The organism is Sandaracinaceae bacterium (assembly GCA_020633055.1).
Classification (GTDB): Bacteria; Myxococcota_A; Polyangia; order Polyangiales; family Houyiibacteriaceae; genus JADJJE01.
This window is the reverse complement of record JACKEJ010000014.1, coordinates 85,470-103,610: the sequence shown is the minus strand read 5'-3', so window position 1 is coordinate 103,610 and position 18,141 is coordinate 85,470. Positions and strand designations below refer to the sequence as shown.

Sequence of the window (18,141 nt, the reverse complement as noted above, 5' to 3'; positions counted from 1 at the left end):
GGTTGCGGCTATTCTCTCGGACGTGACGAGTTCCTTTCCCCCCCCGAAGGAGCGCGTTCCGCAGCCTCACACCAACAAGGCTCGGGATCCGTTCGAGCGACACCCCGCGTGGGGCGTCCGCACGACCGCCCTGGTCCGCACGCTGAAGCGCGCTGCGCGCACTGTCACCGATCACCGCTCGCCCATCCAGACGCGGCTGGCGCTCGAGAACCTCTCGCGCCTCGCGCCTCCGACCTGGGGAGTGTCTCAGCGCGCCGGCTCCCTCGGTGGTGTGCCCGCGCGTTGGTTCACCCCGCGCGGCGTCCACGCGGAGGGGCCCATCATCATGCACATCCATGGGGGGGGCTTCGCGCTGTGCTCCACGCACGTGCACGGCATGCTCATCTCCGAGCTGGCCCGGGCTGTCGGAGCTCGCGCGGTCGGCATCGACTATCGCTTGGCACCGGAGCACCCCTTTCCGTTGCCCATCGAGGACTGCTACTCCGCGTACCTCGCACTCCTCGACACGGGGATCGATCCCTCGCGCATCATCCTCTCCGGTGACTCCGCGGGCGGGAACCTCGCGCTCGCCACCCTGCAGCGCGTGCGCGCGGCCGGGCAGCCGCTCCCGCGCCTGGTGCTGCTGCTCTCGCCGTGGGTGGACCTCGAGTGCCGCGGCGACAGCGTGCAGTTCAACGACCCGTACGACTACCTCTCGCGCGACCTGCTCGAGCTCTTCGCGGCGTACTATCTGCAGGGGGCAGATCCACGTGACCCCCAGGCTTCTCCCGTGCACGCCGACTTGTCGGGGCTCCCGCCGATGCTCGTGCACGCGGGCGGGGGCGAGACGCTGCTGTCGGAGATCCGCACTCTGGTGCGCCGCGCTCAGCGCCAGGGCGTCCACGTGACGCTCCAGGAGTGGGAGGGCATGTGCCATGCGTTCCACGGCTTCAGCATGTTCATCCCCGAGGCCGAGCGAGCGTTCCACGAGATTGGCGCTTGGGTCGCGGCCCAACAAGTCTACCCGCGCGTCAGCCTGCTACGGCGCAGCGTGCCTGGGCTGAATCGGCTGCTCGCCACGGGCTGAGCATGACGGCCTGCGCTTCACGCGTGTGAACGCTCGTCGTCAGTGGCGCGCGACGCCCCGCGCTCGAGGGCGTGTTTTTGGCCATGTTCGAGGCTGGCACGATGCCTGCTTCGCTCGGTCCGCATGCGCCCCGTCGTTCGCGCCCGAAACCCACGCACTGCCCCCTCGTTCGTCGGACGTCTGGTCGTCCTCGCGAGCGCCCTCGTCGTTGCCCTGTCCCTGACGCCGCAGCGCGCGGCCGCGGACCTCGGCACAATCGAGGTACACACGGGCGTACTGCGGCTGGAGCGCCACGGGGACGCGCGCTACCGGCCCGTCGTCCGCGGTGCGTTCGGCGTCCAAGTGGCCGGGCCGCTACACATGGGCGGGTTCGTCCAACTCACGGGGTACGAGCTGCCGCTGCGCTCGGCGCAGCCAGGGGGGGGGCTCTTCCTGTCCGTGCGCCCCCGCATCCCGCTCATGCGCGTACGCCCGTCGCTCGACGCGTCGTTCGCGCGTCTGCGTCTGCCCCTCGACCAGCTGGACGGTCAGCCACGCCCCGAGGCGGCGCGCACCTTCGCCGTCAGCGTGGCGGGCAACCTCGGCGTCGCAGTGGCGGATGCGGTCACGCTCGAGCTGCGCGTGGAGTACGCGCACTATCTGGGCGACGACCCGACCGCCGGGCTCGGGAGCGGCTCCATCGCCGGTCTGTTCGGAATGGTGATCCACATCCCCTGAACCGAGCGGCGTGGGCGCGGTGGTGGCCCGGGGTCAGCAGTGTGGTTCCGCCGCCTGCGCGACCCCGCGCCCATGATAGCGTCAGGGTGTGTGGACCTCCGACGACAGGCTTGACCGATGAGCGCGTCCCTTCTGCAGCGCAGCGTGGGCGACATGCTCGGCGAACGCTACCGCATCGTGTCCGTGTTGGGCGAAGGGGGGTTTGGATCCGTCTACGCGGCCGACGACCTCGAGGCCGGGCGGCGAGTGGCCGTGAAGTGCCTGCACGCGCACCTCGCGGCCGACGCGGACGTGGTGGTGCGCTTTCGGCGCGAGGCCCGCGCTGCGACGGAGATTGGCCACCCAGGCATCGTCGAGGTGTTCGACTTCGGCGCCCTGAGCGACGGATCCATCGTGATGGCCATGGAGCTGCTCGAGGGCGAGGACCTCGCGGACAAGCTCGCGAGGGACGGGGCGCTGCGTGTCAGTGACGCGTGTCAGTTGGTCACTCACGTCTGCGCAGCGCTGGGCGCGGCCCACGCGAAGGGCATCATCCACCGCGACCTGAAGCCCGACAACATCTTCCTGCCTGCGGGCGAGGGCGCGCAGCCCATCAAGCTGCTCGACTTCGGCATCAGTAAGTTCCAAGCGCCCGTCGAGGGCGCCTCGATGATGACCAAGACCGGGACGGCCATGGGCACGCCGTTCTACATGTCGCCGGAGCAGGCGCAGGGGAAGCGCGGCATCGACGCGCGCGCCGACATCTACTCACTGGGCGTCATCCTGTTCCGCCTGCTCACGGACCAGCACCCCTTCGAAGACGACTCCTACCCCATGCTGGTGCTCAAGATCTGCACCGAGCCACCGCCTCCCGTGCGCAAGTACCGCATGGACGTGCCGGTGCAGCTCGACGCGCTGATCTCGAAGATGCTCAGCAAGACCCCAGCCGAGCGCCCCGCGACGTGCGCGGACGTGGCCGCCGCTCTCGCGCCGTTCGTCACGCACGACGTGGCGCCAGTGGTCACGCCCGGCGGGGCCACACGCGACGTGACGCCATCTGCCCTGTCGCGCGTCCACAGTCCGCTCGCGCTGGCCAACACCGCCATCTCGTCCAGCGCGCTGCCGCACGACGAGGGGCTCGACCTCGACGCCGAGGAGCAGCGCGCGCTCGGGGGCGGGCTACGGCCGTGGATGATCGCGCTGATCGTGCTCGTGGCGGTCGCTGTGGTCGGAGGCGGGCTGCTGTACCTGAAGGGCCCGGACACGCTCGACGACCCCGTCGCGACGGTCGCGTTGCCCACGCCCGACGAGCCGGACATCGCTCCTCTGACCACGCCTCCGCCCACGTCGCTGGGCTGGCGCTTCGAGCACCCTCGGCCGCGCGCCATGCCCTCGTGGCGGGCTGTCGCCGTGGGGGGAGCGGGGCTCGTCGGCGTGGTCGGCAACCGTGGGCAAGCCGGGCGCTTCGTCAGCGGGCGGCTGGTGCGCTGGGACACCGGTACGCGCGCGGACCTGCACGGCATCGCGTGGGCGACGGCCGACTCGGCGTGGGTGGTAGGCGAGGGTGGCTTGTTGGAGCGCCTCGGCGCGGGGGCACCCGAGGTCGTTCGTACCGACACGCAGGCCGCGCTGCGCGACGTGGTGGTGGTGTCGCCGACGGAGGTGGTCGCGGTCGGCGATCGCGGCACGTTCTTGCGTGTGGTAGGGCAGCGCCTCACGTCCGTGGCGACCGGCGTGAGCGAGACCCTCTTCGGCGCCCACGCGCGCGATGGGGTGGTGTTCGCGGTGGGGCAGGGTGGCCTGGTGTTGCGGGTCGAGGGCGACCACGTGGTCACGGAGCGCCCGGCTGGCAGCAGCACGCTGCGCGCGGTGGGGGGGTGCCCGCGCAGTGACCTCTACGCGGTCGGAGACGACGGCCACGTCATGCGTCGCATCGAAGATGGCAGCTGGCGCCGTGTGCCCGGGACAGGCCGCGAGGGCTTCACGGGCGTCAGCTGCGACGAAGGGCGTGCCGCGGCGTCTGGCACGGACGGCAACGTGCTCTTGCTCGCTGGCGATCGGTCGGTACGCCTCGCGTCGGGGACCGACCAACCGTTCCGGGACATCGCGGGCGCGGAGGGGGCGGCTACCTGGGTGGTGGGTGACGCGGGCCGGCTCGCCCTGATGGCCACCGACCACCTGATCCTGCTCACGGAAGGTACGTCGCGCACGCTGCGCGCCGCTGCGGTGCTGGCCGGACGCCTGGTGGTGGTGGGCGAGTGGGGCACGCTGCTACGTGAGGGTGAGCACGCGTTCTCGGCTGGCGTCAGCGGCACGGACGCCGCGCTGGCGGGGCTGGCGACCTACCGTGACGACACGCTCGTGGCGGTCGGTGACCAGGGAGTGATGCTGGCCGTCACGTGGAGCGCCGTGCGCGAGGTGCAGAGCCCCACGGAGCAGCCGCTGCGCGCCATCGTCGCCCGCGAGGGTTGGCTCACCGCCGTGGGCGCGCGGGGAACGGTGGTCCGTGGGCCGCTCGAGGGTCTCTCGACCACCACGGTCGAGGGGGAGCCGACGCTGTGGGCCATCTCCGGCACACCGGAGCGCGCCGTCGCCGTCGGGGACCGTGGCGCCGTGGTGCGCCTGACGCAGACCACCGTTACGCCCGTCCGCTGCGACGAGGCGCGCGGGCTTCAGCTGCGCGGTGTGCTGCAAGGTGAGACCGAGTCGTTCGCGGTGGGGGTCGGTGGCGCGGTGCTGCGCATCACGGACGGCAGCTGCACGGTCGAGCGCGCGCCCAGCGAAGGAGCCGCGACGCTGTTCACGGTGGGTCTGGACGACGAGGGGCGCGTGTTCGCGGCGGGCGAGGACGGAGCTGCGGTGGTGCGCGCGACCGACGGGAGCTGGACGGAGCTGGACCTCGGCGTCGACGTGGCGCTCTTCGGGATGCTGCGCACCGACCGCGACGTGTGGCTGGTGGGGGCGAGCGGTGCCATCCTGCGGCGGCCACGCACGGACTCACCGGGGAGCGGGGCGACCGGAGGGGCGGGCGTCAGCGGCTGACGCGCTCGAGGGCCGTCGTGGCGCGCGCGGCGTTGTCTGGTTCGCGGTTGCCGATGGCCTCGATGTAGCGGCGGTACCAGGTGGCGGCCTCGGCGTTGCGTCCCAGCTGGTCGTAGCAGGCGGCCAGGTCGAACATCGCGTCTTCATACTGCGGGTGCAGCTCGAGCGCCCGTCGGTACTGCGGGATGGCGTCCTCGAAGCGCTCCAGGGACCGCAGCGCCACGGCCAGGTTCAGGATCATCGCGTGGTCGTTGGGCTCCGTCAGCAGCGCGCGCCGGAAGAGATCCGCGGCCTCTTGGTACCGGCCTGCGTTCCGCAGCAGCACGCCCAGGTTGTTCAGCAGGTTGGCGTCGTTCGGAGCGTGGGAGAGGCCAGATTGGTACGCGGCCACGGCGTCGTCGATGCGGTTCAGGCGGCGCAACGCGATGCCGAGGTTGCCCCAGCTCGAGGTGTCGTCGGGGCGCAGCTGCACAGCGCGCTGAAGGGACGCCACCGCCTCCTCGAAGCGCCTCAGGCGCACCAGCGTGGCCCCCACCATGGCGTGCCCATCCGCGTGCTGGGGCTGCAGCTCGGCGACGCGCCGATACGCTCCGAGGGCTTCGTCCAAGCGGCTCAGCTGTCGCAGGATGGAGCCACGGGTCAGGTGCGCGGCGGCCAGGTTCGGGTCGATCGCGAGCGCGGCGTCGACCTCGGCCAGCGCTTCGTTCCAGCGGCCGGCTCGCTTGTGGGCGAGCGCCGTCTGGTAGTGGGCTTGAGCGGGGCTCACCTGGGCGGCCGCCGGGACGGATGCGCCCATGACGACCGGGGCCGCGCCGAGGCCCAGCGCGAGCAGGAGAGGAGGCAGGCGGAGGGTCCGTGAGGATCGCATCCCTGGACTATAGCGGCCCTCGTCGCGTATCGGGAGCGCTCTCCGAACACGCTGGTCCCTGCGCGACGGGGAGGGCCGACCCCGGCAGGTTGCGCACAGGGGGGCGCTTCTGCGACCTTGCCGCGCATGGCCGCCTCTGCTTCGTCCGCCTCGAACCCCCTCGTCGATGACGCGTTCGTCGATCTCCTGCTCTACGAACACCTCGACGCCGCGGGCCTGACGTCACTCCCGGCGTTCGCGGACCACTCCCGAGAAACCTTCGACCTGTACCTCGGTGCCGTGCGCCGCTTCGCCCGCGAGGAGCTGTTCGCGACCTACAAGCCGATGGACCTCGAGCCGCCGGTGTTGCGCGATGGCCAAGTCATCACCCACCCAACGCTGCCGCGCTTGTTCCGCAGCATGGTGGAGCTGGGCGTGCTGACCGCGACGCGCCCCGAGGAGGTTGGCGGGCAACAGCTCCCCCACGTGGTGGCGACGCTGGCGACGGCGTATCTCATGGCCGCGAACCTGAGCGCCTACGGCTACGTGGGCCTCACGCACGGCGCAGCCCACCTGATCGAGGCCTTCGGCAGCGACGCGCTCAAGGACGCGTACATGAAGCCCATGTACGCGGGGGACTGGAACGGCACGATGGCGCTGACCGAGCCGCACGCCGGGAGCAGCCTGGGAGACGTCACCACGCGCGCCATGCCCACCGACCGCGGTCACCACCTCATCCGCGGGAGCAAGATCTTCATTTCGGGCGCCGACCACACGATGGTCGACAACGTGGTGCACCTGACTCTGGCGCGCATCGACGGCGCGCCGGCCGGCAGCAAGGGCATCTCGCTCTTCGCCGTGCCCAAGCGGCGTTGGCAGGACGGGCAGCTGGTGCCCAACGACGTGCGCGTCTCGCAGGTCATCCACAAGATCGGTTGGCGCGGCCTGCCCAGCACCGCGCTCGAGTACGGCGACGATGGGGACTGCCATGGCTACCTCGTGGGCGAGGAGAACCAGGGCTTGCGCTACATGTTCCAGATGATGAACGAGGCGCGCTTGATGGTCGGCATGAACGGTGCGGCGACGGCCTCCGTCGCGTACCACGAAGCACGCCTCTATGCGCTCTCACGCCCCCAGGGGCGCGGCCTCGGGCAGCTGCCCTCGTCTCCCATCGTGCCCATCATCGAGCACGCGGACGTGCGGCGCATGCTGATCCGTCAGAAGGCGTTCGTGGAGGGCAGCCTCGCCGTGCTGGCGACCACGGCGCGCTACGCGGACGTGGCGCAGCACGGCGTGAGCGAGGCGGAACGCGAGCGTGCGCAGGTGTTGCTGGACCTGCTGACGCCCATCGCGAAGACGTTCCCTGCAGAGCGTGGCTTCGAGGCCAACGCGCTCGCCGTGCAGGTGCTCGGCGGCTACGGCTACACCAGCGAGTACCTGCCCGAGAGCTACCTGCGCGACCAGCGCCTGAACAGCATCCACGAGGGCACCACCGGCATCCAGTCTTTGGACCTGGTGGGTCGAAAGCTCGGCGCGAAAGGCGGCGCGGGCCTCACGGCGCTGGCCGAGGAGGTGCGGAAGACGCTCGCCGACGCGGAGGCGCACGCCGTGCCCGCCGCGCTGGTGACCGCGCTGCGCGACGCGGCGGGTACCGTGAGCGCGCTGGTGCCGGAGCTGCTCGGGCGCGGCATGCGCGGCGATGCCGCAGGCATGTTGTCGCACAGCGCGGACTTCCTCGACCTGCTCGGAACCCTGGTGGTGGGGTGGCAGTGGCTCGCGCTGTACGTCGTCGCGCAGCGCTCCACCGCTGCGGGCGCCACTCAGCACGCCGCGCGTGACGAGGGGCTGCGCTGCACGGCGCAGTATTTCCTGACCACCGAGCTGCCTCGCGTGGCGCTGCTTGCGGCGCTCTGTCGGAGCGCCGAGGACTCGTACGTCAAGATGCGGCCGGAGTGGTTCGGGTGAGCCGGCCCCCTGGCGTGCTGCTGCCCGTGTTGCAGGAGCTGGATTGGAGCGGGCAGTCGCTCGCCGTGGTGCGTCCGTTGGTCGACTTCGACGCGGCGCACACCCCGTGGGTCTCCTTCGCGTACACGGGCGCCCAGCGCCGTTTCACGGTGACCCCGACGGCGCTCGAGGAGGAAGGTCGCTCGCGGGAAGCGCTGGAGTGGGAGGCGCTCGCGCAGCTGAGGCGGCGTTCACTCGCTTGGGAGGTGCGCGCGCGCCGTGAGGACGGCTGGCCGGAGGCGCTCGTCACCGTGGACGAGTACGCCTCCTCCGCGGTGTTGGCCCGCGAGCACTTGAGGGACGCGCACGAGCGGCTCGCGACCGACCGCGCTTGGTTGGCGATCCCGACGCAGGGCGTGTTGGTGCTGCGCGCGCGCGGGCGAGACGAGGAGCGCGCGACGCGTGACGCGCGGGAGCTCGAGGCGTGGGCGCGGGACGCGTTCTCGCGGTCGCTCGACACCCGTGTCACTCCGACCGTGTTCAGCGTCTCGGACGGCGTGCTCACGGGGGCCCTGCCCCCCGCCGAGCCCACGCGCGATGGGCCCTCCTTGGAGGCGGCCGACTATGACCCCGAGGAGGCGCGCGCCTACTTTCGCTACGTCGGCGGGGCGGCTGGACTGCGTCCCGCGGACCTGGCGCGCGCCGTCGAGATCGACCGGCGAGGGCGGCTCGCGCCAGGGCAGCCCGTGGACGAGGTCTGGGTGCTCTTCGACGACGATGACCAGGCGCGTAGGATCGCGCCCGCGCTGCGCGAGCTCGGGTTGGTGGCCGCCTGCGCCGGCGTGGATGGGCCGCGCGAGCTGGAGAACGACGATGAGTGAACGCCCGTCCGCTGACAGCCCCACCGTGCTGTTGTTCGACATCGACGGAACCTTGCTCAAGACGGGCGGGGCCGGACGGCGCAGCATGCGAGCCGCGTTCGCCGAGGTGTGTGGTCGTGGCGACGCGCTCGACGCGATGGACTTCCGCGGCATGACCGATCCCCTCATCTTCGAGGGGGGTCTACAGAGCATCGGGGAGCCGGTCAGCCCGGACCGCGTGACGCTCCTCGCCGCGGCCTATCTGCGCCACCTCGCTCGGGAGGTTCCGGCCTCCCCGTCGTATCAGGTGCTGCCGGGGGTGCGCGAGGTGCTGGCCTCGCTCGCCGCGGAGCGCCACATCGCGATGGGGATCGGGACGGGCAACAGCGAGGCCGGTGCCCACACCAAGCTGCGGCATGGTGAGCTCTCGCACTACTTCCGCTTTGGTGGCTACGGTGACGACGGCGCGGAGCGGGTCGCGCTCGTGCGCGCCGGGGCGTCGCGGGGGGCAACGGCGCTCGGGCAGCCACTCGAGGGGTGTCGCGTGGTCATCATCGGCGACACTCCGAAGGACGCGCTCGCGGCGCGCGGCATCGGCGCGGAGTGCTTGGCGGTGCTCACGGGTGGCTTCAGCGACGCGGAGCTCTATGCGGCTGGGGCGACGTGGGTGGTGCCCGACCTGACGCACCCCGAGGTGGTGCCGCGCCTGCGCACGCGCGGGTAGCGGCCGGGGGGGGCCGCCCCCGATGGTCGCAGCTCGCCCGCGCTTGCCCACGCGGTCGAGGGCCTCGATGTTGCGCGGGTACACGAGGCGGTTCGACGCGCAGGTCACACCGTCACGGCGGGTGCGCCGTGCGCCGGCGGGGTCTGGTCTGATGGCAGCTGCGGGCGGTCGCGGCCCTGTGCCCACGACTCCACTGGCCAGCGCCGCCACGCGTCACGGTGCAGCCTCTTCAGGCTGGCCGGGTCGTTGACCAGCAGCTCTTGTTCTTGCTTCGTGAGCGCAGCTGGACCTCGCTGCAGCGACAGTTCGGCCAGGTGCTCGAGCCGAGGGGTCGCTGCGCGCGGTGCGGGGGCGGCGGCGAGCTTGGTGGCCACGAGCACCGGGTCGAGCACGACGTCTCGGAAGCGGGCGGTGGCGTCGGCAGCCGTCAACGCTCTCAGCGCGTCGGCGCGCCGTAGCAGGTCGTCCGGGCGAGCTTCGGTGGGCACGGTGAATAGACCCAGGGCGCGCACACCACGGCCAAGAGCGGGGCTGGACACGATGGCGGTCACCGGGATGGCCAACACCCACGGAACGTACACGGGCGCGAGCCAGGGGAGCAGGCCCGGCGCGAACGATGCGCAAGCGAGCGCGAGCCCGACCCCGCACGCGGAGGTGGTGGCTTCGGCGCGCAGCACGGCCGCGAGCGGCGCGTCCCCGCGTCGCGCCTGGGGTCCCCAGGTGACCACGTTCCCGAGCACGATGCTGGTCACGATGCGGGCGTGGTGCAACATCAGCACCGGAGCCAACACCAGGGAGGTGAGCAGCTCGCCGAGGACGCCGAGCAGCACCAACACCGCGCCACCGTGGGCGGCCCGACGCGCTGACGTCCGGCACGTGTCCAGCAGCCCGAGGAGGCGTGGCCCCACGATGAGAGTGGCCGCGGCCCCCGATAGGCCGAGCGCGAGCGTGTGAGGCAGCAGCGGGCCGTGTGCCTGGGAGGCCAACCACGCGCCCAAGCCCACGAAGCCGAGCCACACCGGGCCAGCCAGGTAGGCCGACACGCCGATCCACATGTGGATGCGGCTCATCGGGAGCAATCCCTCGGCCAAGGCGATGCGGAGGTGCTGCAGGTTGCCCTGACACCACCTGCGGTCTCGCGCGACGTACTCGGGCACGGTGGGCGGGAGCTCCTCGTAGCTCCCCTCGAGATCCGTGGCGGTGCGCACCTCCCAACCCGCTCGGCAGAGCAGCGCGGCCTCGACGAAGTCGTGGCTCAGGATGGTACCGCCGAACGGGCGTTCACCGCGCAGCTTGGGCAGAGCGCAGCAATCCATGAAAGCGCGGACGCGCACGGCGGCGTTGTGCCCGTAGTAGTTCCCGTGCCGCCCCGCCCAAGCCGCGAGCCCCCGCATGAACACGCCACCATAGACGCTCGCGGCGAACTGGTGGGTGCGCGCGAACACGGTCGTCGCGGCGTGGAGCGAAAGGGGCGCCTGCAACAGCCCGAGGCGCGGGTTCGCTTCCATGCGGCGGACCAGCGACAGCATCGTTTCCGCGCGCATCACGCTGTCCGCGTCCAGCACGATGGCGTATTCGTAGCGGTGCCCGAAGCGCTCGAAGAACTCCGCCAGATTGCCGGCCTTCTGGTGTTCGTTCAGCGCGCGGCGTCGGTAATAGATGGGGATGGGTAGCTCCCCCAGCGCGGCCGTCCGCCGGAACGCGCGCTCCTCGTCGGCGATGCACTCCGCGATCCGTGAGTCGCTGAGCACGAAGACCTCGAATGCGCGGGCGGCCGGCTCGCGGGAGAGCGCTTCGCGCATGGCGTGCAGCGCCGCGAACACGTGCTCGGCGCTCTCGTGATAGATGGGCATCAGCAGCGCGGTCCGGGGTAGAGGAGCATCCCGCGGGACCTCGGGCTGGGCGTGGTGTGGCGCGACGAAGCCGCGGAGCGCCGTCCAAAAGCCCGCTGCGCCGAGCGTCGACAGGAACGCGAACAATACGATGAACGCCGTCTCGGCCAGGCTCCAGCCCCCTGCCGCGAGGGCGCGCGAGAGGAGCGCCGTGAGGGCGCCTCCGATCAGCGCTGGCGGCAGCACGCCCACCAACCAGCTGGGCAGCCCCGCCGGCTCGAGCGACTGCTGCGCGAAGCGTTTGGACGCCGGGGGGAGGCCCGCGAACGGGTCACCGAACGAGAGCGCGCACGCACGCGCGGACGAGACGTCGCCCAGGCACTCCGCGGGGTGGGTCGAGAAGAAGGCGCGCAGCCAGAGCGGGTGCACCTCGTCCTCCCGCCCGTCGAACACGTCGTGCAAGAAGGCCGCGACGCGCGCCTGAGCCTGCGTCACGGCGGCCTCGGCGAGCGCCGTGTCGTCCAGCGGCGTGGGGACCGTCGCGAGCAGCTCGTGCGTGACCTCGAGCAGCCGTCGGGTGTCGGTCAGACCGAGCGCCAACAGGTATTCGATGACCCTGTGTTCCGCGCTGGCGCGCGCGTCGAGTCGCCGCGACCGGTCCGTCAGGTGCGCCGTCAGCTGCGCCGTGCTGTCCGTCAGCAGCGCGAGGTTCACGGGGTCGGACGCCATGGGTAGCTCCACGTCTCGCTCACTGTGTGGTCACCGCGGCGCAGGAACGCACGCAGCTCGGCGGGTCGTGTCGCCTCCAGCACGAAGGATGCGCGCACCCCGCCAGTGTGTGGGTTCGGCTCGACGTGGGCTTCGAGGATGGTGGCTGCGCCCGAGGTGAGCACGAGCTCCACGTTCGACGTGTCGACCAGCCCGGGACCCACGAAGTCCACGAGGAAGCGCACCTGCCCTGTCGCCCGAGGCTCGACCCGTGTGGACACGACGTGGGACGCGGCTGTGGGGCCTACGGCGTCCCCGAAGGCCATTCGGTAGCGGAGCGCGAGGCCGTCGTCCGGGACCGTGTCCGGCACCCACATCGCGACGATGTTGTCGTCCGTCTCCAGCTCGGTCGCGATCTCGAGCAACCGGAGCGCGCCGGGTCCCCAGTCGTCGAGCGGCTCCACCCACGCGGACGGGCGAGCGTGGTAGTGGGCCTCGAGGTCTTGGTAGTTGTCGAAGTCGCGGTCTCGCTGGAGCAACCCGAAACCGCGCGGGGAGTCGAGGCGCAACGACGAGACGCTGGTCTGCGCGGGGTTGCGGAGGGGGCGTGCCAAGTGCTCGCCCCCGCGACCCACGCTCACGAGGACGTCCGAGTCGTGTACCTCGGGGCGGAAGTCACCACCACGACCGAGCGACTCTTCGCCGAAGAGGAACATGCTGGTGAGGGGCGCGATGCCCAGCGCCTCGATCTCGCCGCGCGGGAACACGCGCGCGGTGACGTCGACGATGGTGGCGTCCCCGAGCGTGACATGAAAGGCGAAGGCGCCTTCGGCGCGGGGGGAAGTGAGCGACGCGAGCACCCAGGCCGTGTGCTCGCCCGGCAGAGGGGGGAGCAGGTAGAACGCATCGAACACCGGGAATTCCTCCGGACGGGGGGTGCCGGTGTCGATGGCGAGGCCTCGTGCCGATAGGCCGTAGGCCTGCCCTGGGCCCAGGGAGCGGAAGTAGCTGGCGCCTTGGAAGACGATCACCTCGTCGCGATAGCCGCTTCCGTTGATCGGGCCGTGCAGCCTGAACCCGGCATAGGCGGAGGCAGCGAGCTCGACCGGGAGCTCACCGTCGCCGCGTGTGAAGAAGGAGCGGTCGTAGGGGATGACCGTGGGCTCGCCCCGCTCGAGGCGGAACAACGTGACGGGCGTCCGAGACGTGCCCCCGAGGTGGAAGAACTGAGCTTCGAACGCGCCCGCGCCCTCTCGAAACAGGCTGGCCGCGGGGCGAAAGCGAATCTGGCGGTGCTCGTCGTAGCTGAGCCGAGCCAGGGCGCCGTCGTCGTTCAAGCTAGGGAGTGGCCGGTGAGGGGCGGCCGCGCGCGCTTGGGCAGCGCGCACCAACACGTCGAAGTACGCCGGGGGTGCCGTGAATGCAGTGGCAACCTCCGTGGCTCTCGCGTCGTGTGGCGCGGACGGGTTCTGCGCACGGGAGGGGTCCTGGCAGCTCGGGGCGCTTGGCGCGATGGCGCACGCCGTGAGCTGGAGGATGGCGGCGCCGATCCACAGCGCGCGCGCCGCCGTCCGCGAGTTGAACCAATATGAAATAAATCCCCGGCCAAGATCGTGGTGTGAAAATCGTTTGATCGTCATGGGTGCGTCGCTGAAACTAGGTCATAGTTTCCAGCTGAATGCGTCTAGTGCAAGCTCTCAAACGCCTGTATGCCAGTTGCCCGACGAGTACACTCAATGCATAGTTTTACGCAACGTGGCGCGTCGTCGTCCCTTGATTCAGGTGACGTTCGCTTCGATGAACCTGCCGGTCGGAGCACCCTCGACATCGCCGCGCGGTCTCTTCTTGCGAGCCAGGCCATCTCGGGCACCGTCGCGGGGCTGGTGGCAGAGAGGGCCCTCGATCACGCCTATGTTGGACTCTTCCAGTATGCGCTCATTCGCGTGGGAGCCGCCGAGGCACGTCGGCAAGTAGACACTCTGTCTGACGCGTGTGCCGCACCAGAGCTCTCGTCGGGCGGTCCGAGTGTGCGCGCGATGCACTATCGGAAGCTACGGGAGCAGCTCAGCGCGTGTCCGGCGTCGCCGTTGCCGTTGCGTTCGGAGTGTTGGTGGAAGGGGGCGGACGGCCTTCACCTCGCCGCGCTGCGCGCCGCGTTCACGTCGGAGGAGGCCGAGGTGCTGGAGCTGCGCTTTGCGCGGCGGCTGTCTGACGTGGACGTCGCGCATGTCGTGGGGCGAGAGCCGAGCGCAGTGCGTGCCCAGATCGAGCGGGGCGTGGCGCGGGCGACCGCGTTGCTCGGCACAGCCCCGCCCAGCCTCGACGGGACCGTGGAGGGCGCCTTGCTGGAGGCGTTCGCGCTGGATCCCGCGACGACCCCCGCTCCGCGTCGCGTGCGACGTGAGCCCGTGTTACCCATCGGATCCGTCGTCGCGCAGCGCTACGAAGTTCGCGCGTTGCTCGGGGCGGGTGCGTTCGCCGACGTCTACGAGGCTCGCGACTGCGAGGTCACGGGGCATGTCGTCGCGCTGAAGATCCTGCGTGCGCGCAGCGCAGACGCGCGCTCCATCGGCGCAGCCCTCCGCGAGCTGCAGCACATCGCTTCAGTCTTCCATCCCTCCGTGGTCCAGCTCAAGGATCACGGATGGCACGACGAGCACCTCTGGTTCGTAATGCCCCTCTATCGGGGAGAGACGCTCGCCACGCGTCTCGTGCGCGGGCCGCTCTCACGAGTCGAAGCGCGCGAGATCTTCGAGCAGCTGGCGGAGGCGCTCGCCAGCATGCACCGCGCCGGTGTCCGCCACCAGGACATCAAGCCCGAGAACGTCTTCCTGGCGACGCTCGACCGAGACCATGGGGCTGGCGAGCCTCGAACGAGCGGACCGCGCGTGCTCCCGGTCCTGCTCGACCTTGGAGTCGCAGCCAAGGACGCAGAGTTGGTGCTGGCGGGGACGCCAGCGTACTTTGCGCCCGAGGTCGCCGCGCGCTTCGCGCATGTCCCCGATCCGCCGCCTGTCGGCCCCAAAGCCGACGTCTTCTCCCTGGCGCTCACGCTGTTGCACGCGCTCCATCCCAGGCCCCAGGACCAAGTCCCCGCAGGCGCGGTGGACGCGTTCATCGGGCACCGGGCGATTCACCCGCCTCCGGTACCGTCGTCCGCGGCGCTGGCCGACCTCCGTCCGTGCTTCGAACGCTGGCTGGCGGTGAGCCCTGACGAACGCCCCACCGCAGAGCGCTTGCGTGACGAGCTGTGTGCGCTCACCCGACCGGCAGAGCGGCGCGCGCGGCTGCAGTCCACCGTGCGCTGGGTCGTGCCCGTTGGGGCCGTCGTGCTGGCCGTGTTCTTCGCGGTCGTCACCGATCTGCGACGGCAGGCGCACGTCTCGCGCGAGGCCGCGGCTCGGGCTGGCGTGGAGGCCGAGCTCGCGCGCGCACGCGCACACAGCATCTCTCAGAGCTTGAGCGAATCGGCGGCGCGGAGGGCCGAGCTGGAGGCCAACGTCGCGCGGCTCGAGGAGGAGTACCAGACGAGCCGGATGACGCGTGAGCAGCTGGCTTCCCGGTTGGCGCGTGCGGACGGTGAGCTGACGCTGCTCACGGAGCGCGAGCGGGTGCAGAGCGCTCGCGCGCGTCAGCAGGTCGACGCCATCGCGACGCTCGAGCGTGCGCAGGCGGAGCAGCGGCGGCGGGCCGAGGCGACGGAGGCTCAGCTTGCGGAGGCAAGCGAGGCGCTGCAGCGCGAGCGCGCCCGGGTCGCCGACGCCACGCGGCAGGCAGAGCAGCTCGGTGCGGCGCGGGATGAGCTCGCGGCGTCGGAGCGGCGTCGGGCGAGCCTGGAGGCGCGCGTGCGCGAGCTGGAGAACTTCTACCGCGGGACGGATTTGCCGGTGCTGGACGCCCCCGCGCCGTGACGAGGTGTGGCGGCCCGCGGATCGCGTTGCTGCCGGGAGCTCAAGGGGGCGCGCTGGCGGGAGCCTCGACCGGACCCCGGTTGGCGCGGGCCGGAGCGCTCAGCTGACCCCAACCATCGACGTACGCGAAGACCCCCGCTTCCGTCCGGACGGGGGTCGCGCGCTGACCGGGCACCCTCCGCCCGCAGCGGACTGGATCGGTGTAGTACGACACCTCGCGCGCGGCCCGCGTGGCACGTCCCCACGCACGCGGCGACGCCACGCCATCGACGTAGTTGATGAGCGCCAGCGCGCCGTCGGGCACGGGGGTGTTCAACACCGCCACGTTGCTCTCGTAGCGCCCGTTGTCGAACCCGCGGCTCTCCCTGACCCGCAGCTCGGCATGCTGGATGCGCGGCGTGGGAGGGGGCGCAGGCACGGCCGAGTCCACGAACGTGACGGTGTGAGCCTCATCGAGGCCGACGAGCTGCCACGCCCCGAGCTCGGGCGTGCGATCCGGGGTCAGGCGCACCAGGCCAGGGGAGAGCGCTTCGACGCGCACGGCAATGCGGGTCGCATCACGCTGGAGGTGCAGTTGCGCCGGGAACGCGTCGCGGTGGTGTTCGCGCGGACCGTCGACGAGGGCCCCGAGGAGCGCGCCCTGACGCGGTACCGAGGTGGTGTCCGACAGCACCGTCGCGACCAGGCCCATCGGCATGCAGTCGCCGTGTCCCGTGCTGGGCGACGCGACGGTCGCGGCGCACGCCAGCAAGCAAGCCAGGCTCGACCCCAGGAGGAAGCGCGTCATCCGCGCAACGTACTACGCCACGCCAGCGGTGGTGGCGTGGTCGCACGGGAACCCACCCGTCGTTCACGGCAGGATGACACGGTCGAGCACGGCGCTGCCCGTGGAGCCATGCGCGCCCGCGCCTTCGGTTCCGCTGCCGCCTGTCCCCCCTGCGCCGCCCGCGCCGCCCACGCCCCCGCTACCAACGACGAGCTGGACCCCGCTCGAGGCGCTGGCCTGCGTCGAGCCGTCCAGGAGCAGGAGCGCCACGCTCGGCCCGCCCGCGCCACCGGCGCCGCCGCCGCCGCCGCCGCCCGTCCCGCCGTCGCCCCCTCGGGCTCCCGGGGGGTAGCTCTGCATGGGGGTCGCCGCGCAGAAGGTGCCTCCCAGCCCACCCGGTGCGCCGCTCCCACCAAGGGCGCCGTCCTGTCCAGCCTGCCCAGCGCCACCGGCGCCGCCGCTGCCCGAGGTGATGCGTACGTCGATCAGGGTGACCTCGGAGCCCGTCAGCAGCAGCCCGACGGACGCGCCCCCGCCCGCGCCGCCCGCGCCTCCGCTGCCCCCGCAGCCGCCCGCTCCGCCGCCGCCGCCTGCGCCGCCGAACGCGTTCACCTGGTTGTTCACATCGCAGAGGAACGCGGTGGACCCGCCGCCGCCGCCACCGCCGCCTGCGCGCTCGCCCGCCTGCCCTGGGTCTGCGGAGGAGGCGTGGTAGCCGTCCCCGTCGAAGAGCCCCTCCGTGGCCAGCGCGCCCCCAGCACCACGCGCGCCGTCGGTGCCGCGCGTGCCCTCGACGTTGAGGGCGCCGCCCATCGCGCCGTCGATACACATGTCGGTCGTGGCGGCCTTCCCAGGCAGGCCGGCGCGGGGTCCCGCGCTCAGGGCTGGCGCGCCGCCACGCCCACCGTCCACACACCCGCACGTCGCCACGCCCCCTGCGCCAGGCTGGGGCGGGGGCGAGTCGACGTGCACGAGCCCACCGTCCCCCCCGTCATCCCCGTCCTGGCCGTCCGCGTCACGCGCGGGTGTGGGCGCAGGCGCAGCGCCCCCCGCCCCGTCGCCAGCCTCGAAGACGACCTGCTCGAGTCGCAGCCCGCTCGAGGCGGCTACGCGCCCCGCGATCGACGAGGTGCCTGGCTGGGAGGCGTCGTTGGCGACGAAGCGCAGGCCCGTGATGCGGGTCGGCGCGTCGATGTCGTCTGCGCGCAACACGGGGCCGTCCGCGCGGAGCGTGGTGGTCGCGCCGGGGCGGCGAACCCAGTCGAGCCCATAGCTTCCGTGCAGGTTCACCCCCGCTACGACCGTGACGGCCTCGAGGTACGTCCCGGTCGCGATGAGTACGTCATCGCGACCACTGTCCGCAACGGCGAGCGCGATGCCCCGCTGCACGCTCCGCACAGGGGCCTCCCGCGTTCCGTCTGCGAGGTCATCGCCCGAGGGGCTCACGAACACCGATGCGCTCAGCGTTCCGTCGATGCCATCACAGTCGGAGTCCGTGTAGTCGCCGTCGGGGCGGTCGAGCGCGCCATCCGGGACGCACGGGGGGGGGCCGAGATCACCCGCGGTGCCGGGCGCGAAGCAGCGCGCAGATGCGCCAGCGCCCATGCAGGTCTGTCCACCTGGGCAGTCCGAGTCGCGCTCGCACGCGAAGATGCCGTTCGGGACGTCGGGCCGGAGATCGCAGCCGGTCGAGAGGAGCGCGGCGAGCAGGAGCCCGCGCACCCCGGTCCAGGAGGTCCACGCCC

12 protein-coding genes are annotated in these 18,141 nt (G+C 71.7%); 7 read left to right on the top strand and 5 right to left on the bottom strand.

Annotated elements, in window-relative coordinates:
- Positions 1-22: 22 nt before the first annotated feature.
- The 3 genes from H6726_29460 (at position 23) to H6726_29450 (ending at position 4,804) form a co-directional block, all read left to right on the top strand.
- The gene (locus tag H6726_29460) at positions 23-1,066 is read left to right on the top strand and encodes an alpha/beta hydrolase (GenBank protein MCB9661806.1); all 1,044 of its coding nucleotides are present in this window, start codon (positions 23-25) and stop codon (positions 1,064-1,066) included.
- Positions 1,067-1,189: 123 nt separating this feature from the next.
- Positions 1,190-1,783, top strand: a complete 594-nt coding sequence (locus H6726_29455; protein ID MCB9661805.1) for a hypothetical protein — start codon at positions 1,190-1,192, stop codon at positions 1,781-1,783.
- A gap of 117 nt (positions 1,784-1,900) precedes the next feature.
- Positions 1,901-4,804 (top strand): protein kinase, encoded by a 2,904-nt coding sequence (locus tag H6726_29450; protein MCB9661804.1) that lies wholly within the window; start codon positions 1,901-1,903, stop codon positions 4,802-4,804.
- Here the strand turns inward: H6726_29450 and H6726_29445 are convergent.
- Positions 4,794-5,672 carry a tetratricopeptide repeat protein gene (locus H6726_29445; GenBank protein MCB9661803.1) on the bottom strand — a complete coding sequence of 293 codons (879 nt, stop codon included), beginning with the start codon at positions 5,670-5,672 and terminating at the stop codon, positions 4,794-4,796. The two genes, H6726_29450 and H6726_29445, sit on opposite strands and share 11 nt — an antisense overlap.
- A 126-nt stretch (positions 5,673-5,798) precedes the next feature.
- Between H6726_29445 and H6726_29440 the strand changes: the two genes are divergently transcribed.
- From H6726_29440 to H6726_29430, 3 genes are read left to right on the top strand one after another with little or no spacing between them, the layout of a single operon-like run.
- Positions 5,799-7,616, top strand: a complete 1,818-nt coding sequence (locus H6726_29440; protein ID MCB9661802.1) for an acyl-CoA dehydrogenase — start codon at positions 5,799-5,801, stop codon at positions 7,614-7,616.
- On the top strand, positions 7,613-8,476 hold the full coding sequence (locus H6726_29435) for a hypothetical protein (protein MCB9661801.1): 864 nt from the start codon (positions 7,613-7,615) through the stop codon (positions 8,474-8,476). Before H6726_29440 ends, H6726_29435 begins: the two co-directional genes overlap by 4 nt.
- Positions 8,469-9,179 carry an HAD hydrolase-like protein gene (locus H6726_29430; protein MCB9661800.1) on the top strand — a complete coding sequence of 237 codons (711 nt, stop codon included), beginning with the start codon at positions 8,469-8,471 and terminating at the stop codon, positions 9,177-9,179. The genes H6726_29435 and H6726_29430 overlap by 8 nt, the downstream gene beginning before the upstream one ends.
- A gap of 104 nt (positions 9,180-9,283) precedes the next feature.
- Here the strand turns inward: H6726_29430 and mdoH are convergent, their stop codons facing one another.
- The gene (mdoH, locus tag H6726_29425; GenBank protein MCB9661799.1) at positions 9,284-11,740 is read right to left on the bottom strand and encodes a glucans biosynthesis glucosyltransferase MdoH; all 2,457 of its coding nucleotides are present in this window, start codon (positions 11,738-11,740) and stop codon (positions 9,284-9,286) included.
- Positions 11,722-13,113, bottom strand: a complete 1,392-nt coding sequence (locus H6726_29420; GenBank protein ID MCB9661798.1) for a glucan biosynthesis protein — start codon at positions 13,111-13,113, stop codon at positions 11,722-11,724. The genes mdoH and H6726_29420 overlap by 19 nt, the downstream gene beginning before the upstream one ends.
- A gap of 642 nt (positions 13,114-13,755) precedes the next feature.
- On the opposite strand from H6726_29420, the gene H6726_29415 reads away from it, so the two are divergent.
- Positions 13,756-15,630, top strand: coding sequence for a protein kinase (locus tag H6726_29415; protein MCB9661797.1), 1,875 nt, complete (start codon positions 13,756-13,758; stop codon positions 15,628-15,630).
- 40 nt (positions 15,631-15,670) lie between these two features.
- Here the strand turns inward: H6726_29415 and H6726_29410 are convergent, their stop codons facing one another.
- Both H6726_29410 and H6726_29405 read right to left on the bottom strand, forming a co-directional pair.
- Entirely contained in the window at positions 15,671-16,417 is a 747-nt protein-coding gene (locus H6726_29410) for a hypothetical protein (GenBank protein MCB9661796.1), read from the bottom strand.
- Between the two features lie 63 nt (positions 16,418-16,480).
- Positions 16,481-18,118 (bottom strand): hypothetical protein, encoded by a 1,638-nt coding sequence (locus H6726_29405; GenBank protein ID MCB9661795.1) that lies wholly within the window; start codon positions 18,116-18,118, stop codon positions 16,481-16,483.
- Positions 18,119-18,141: the final 23 nt, after the last annotated feature.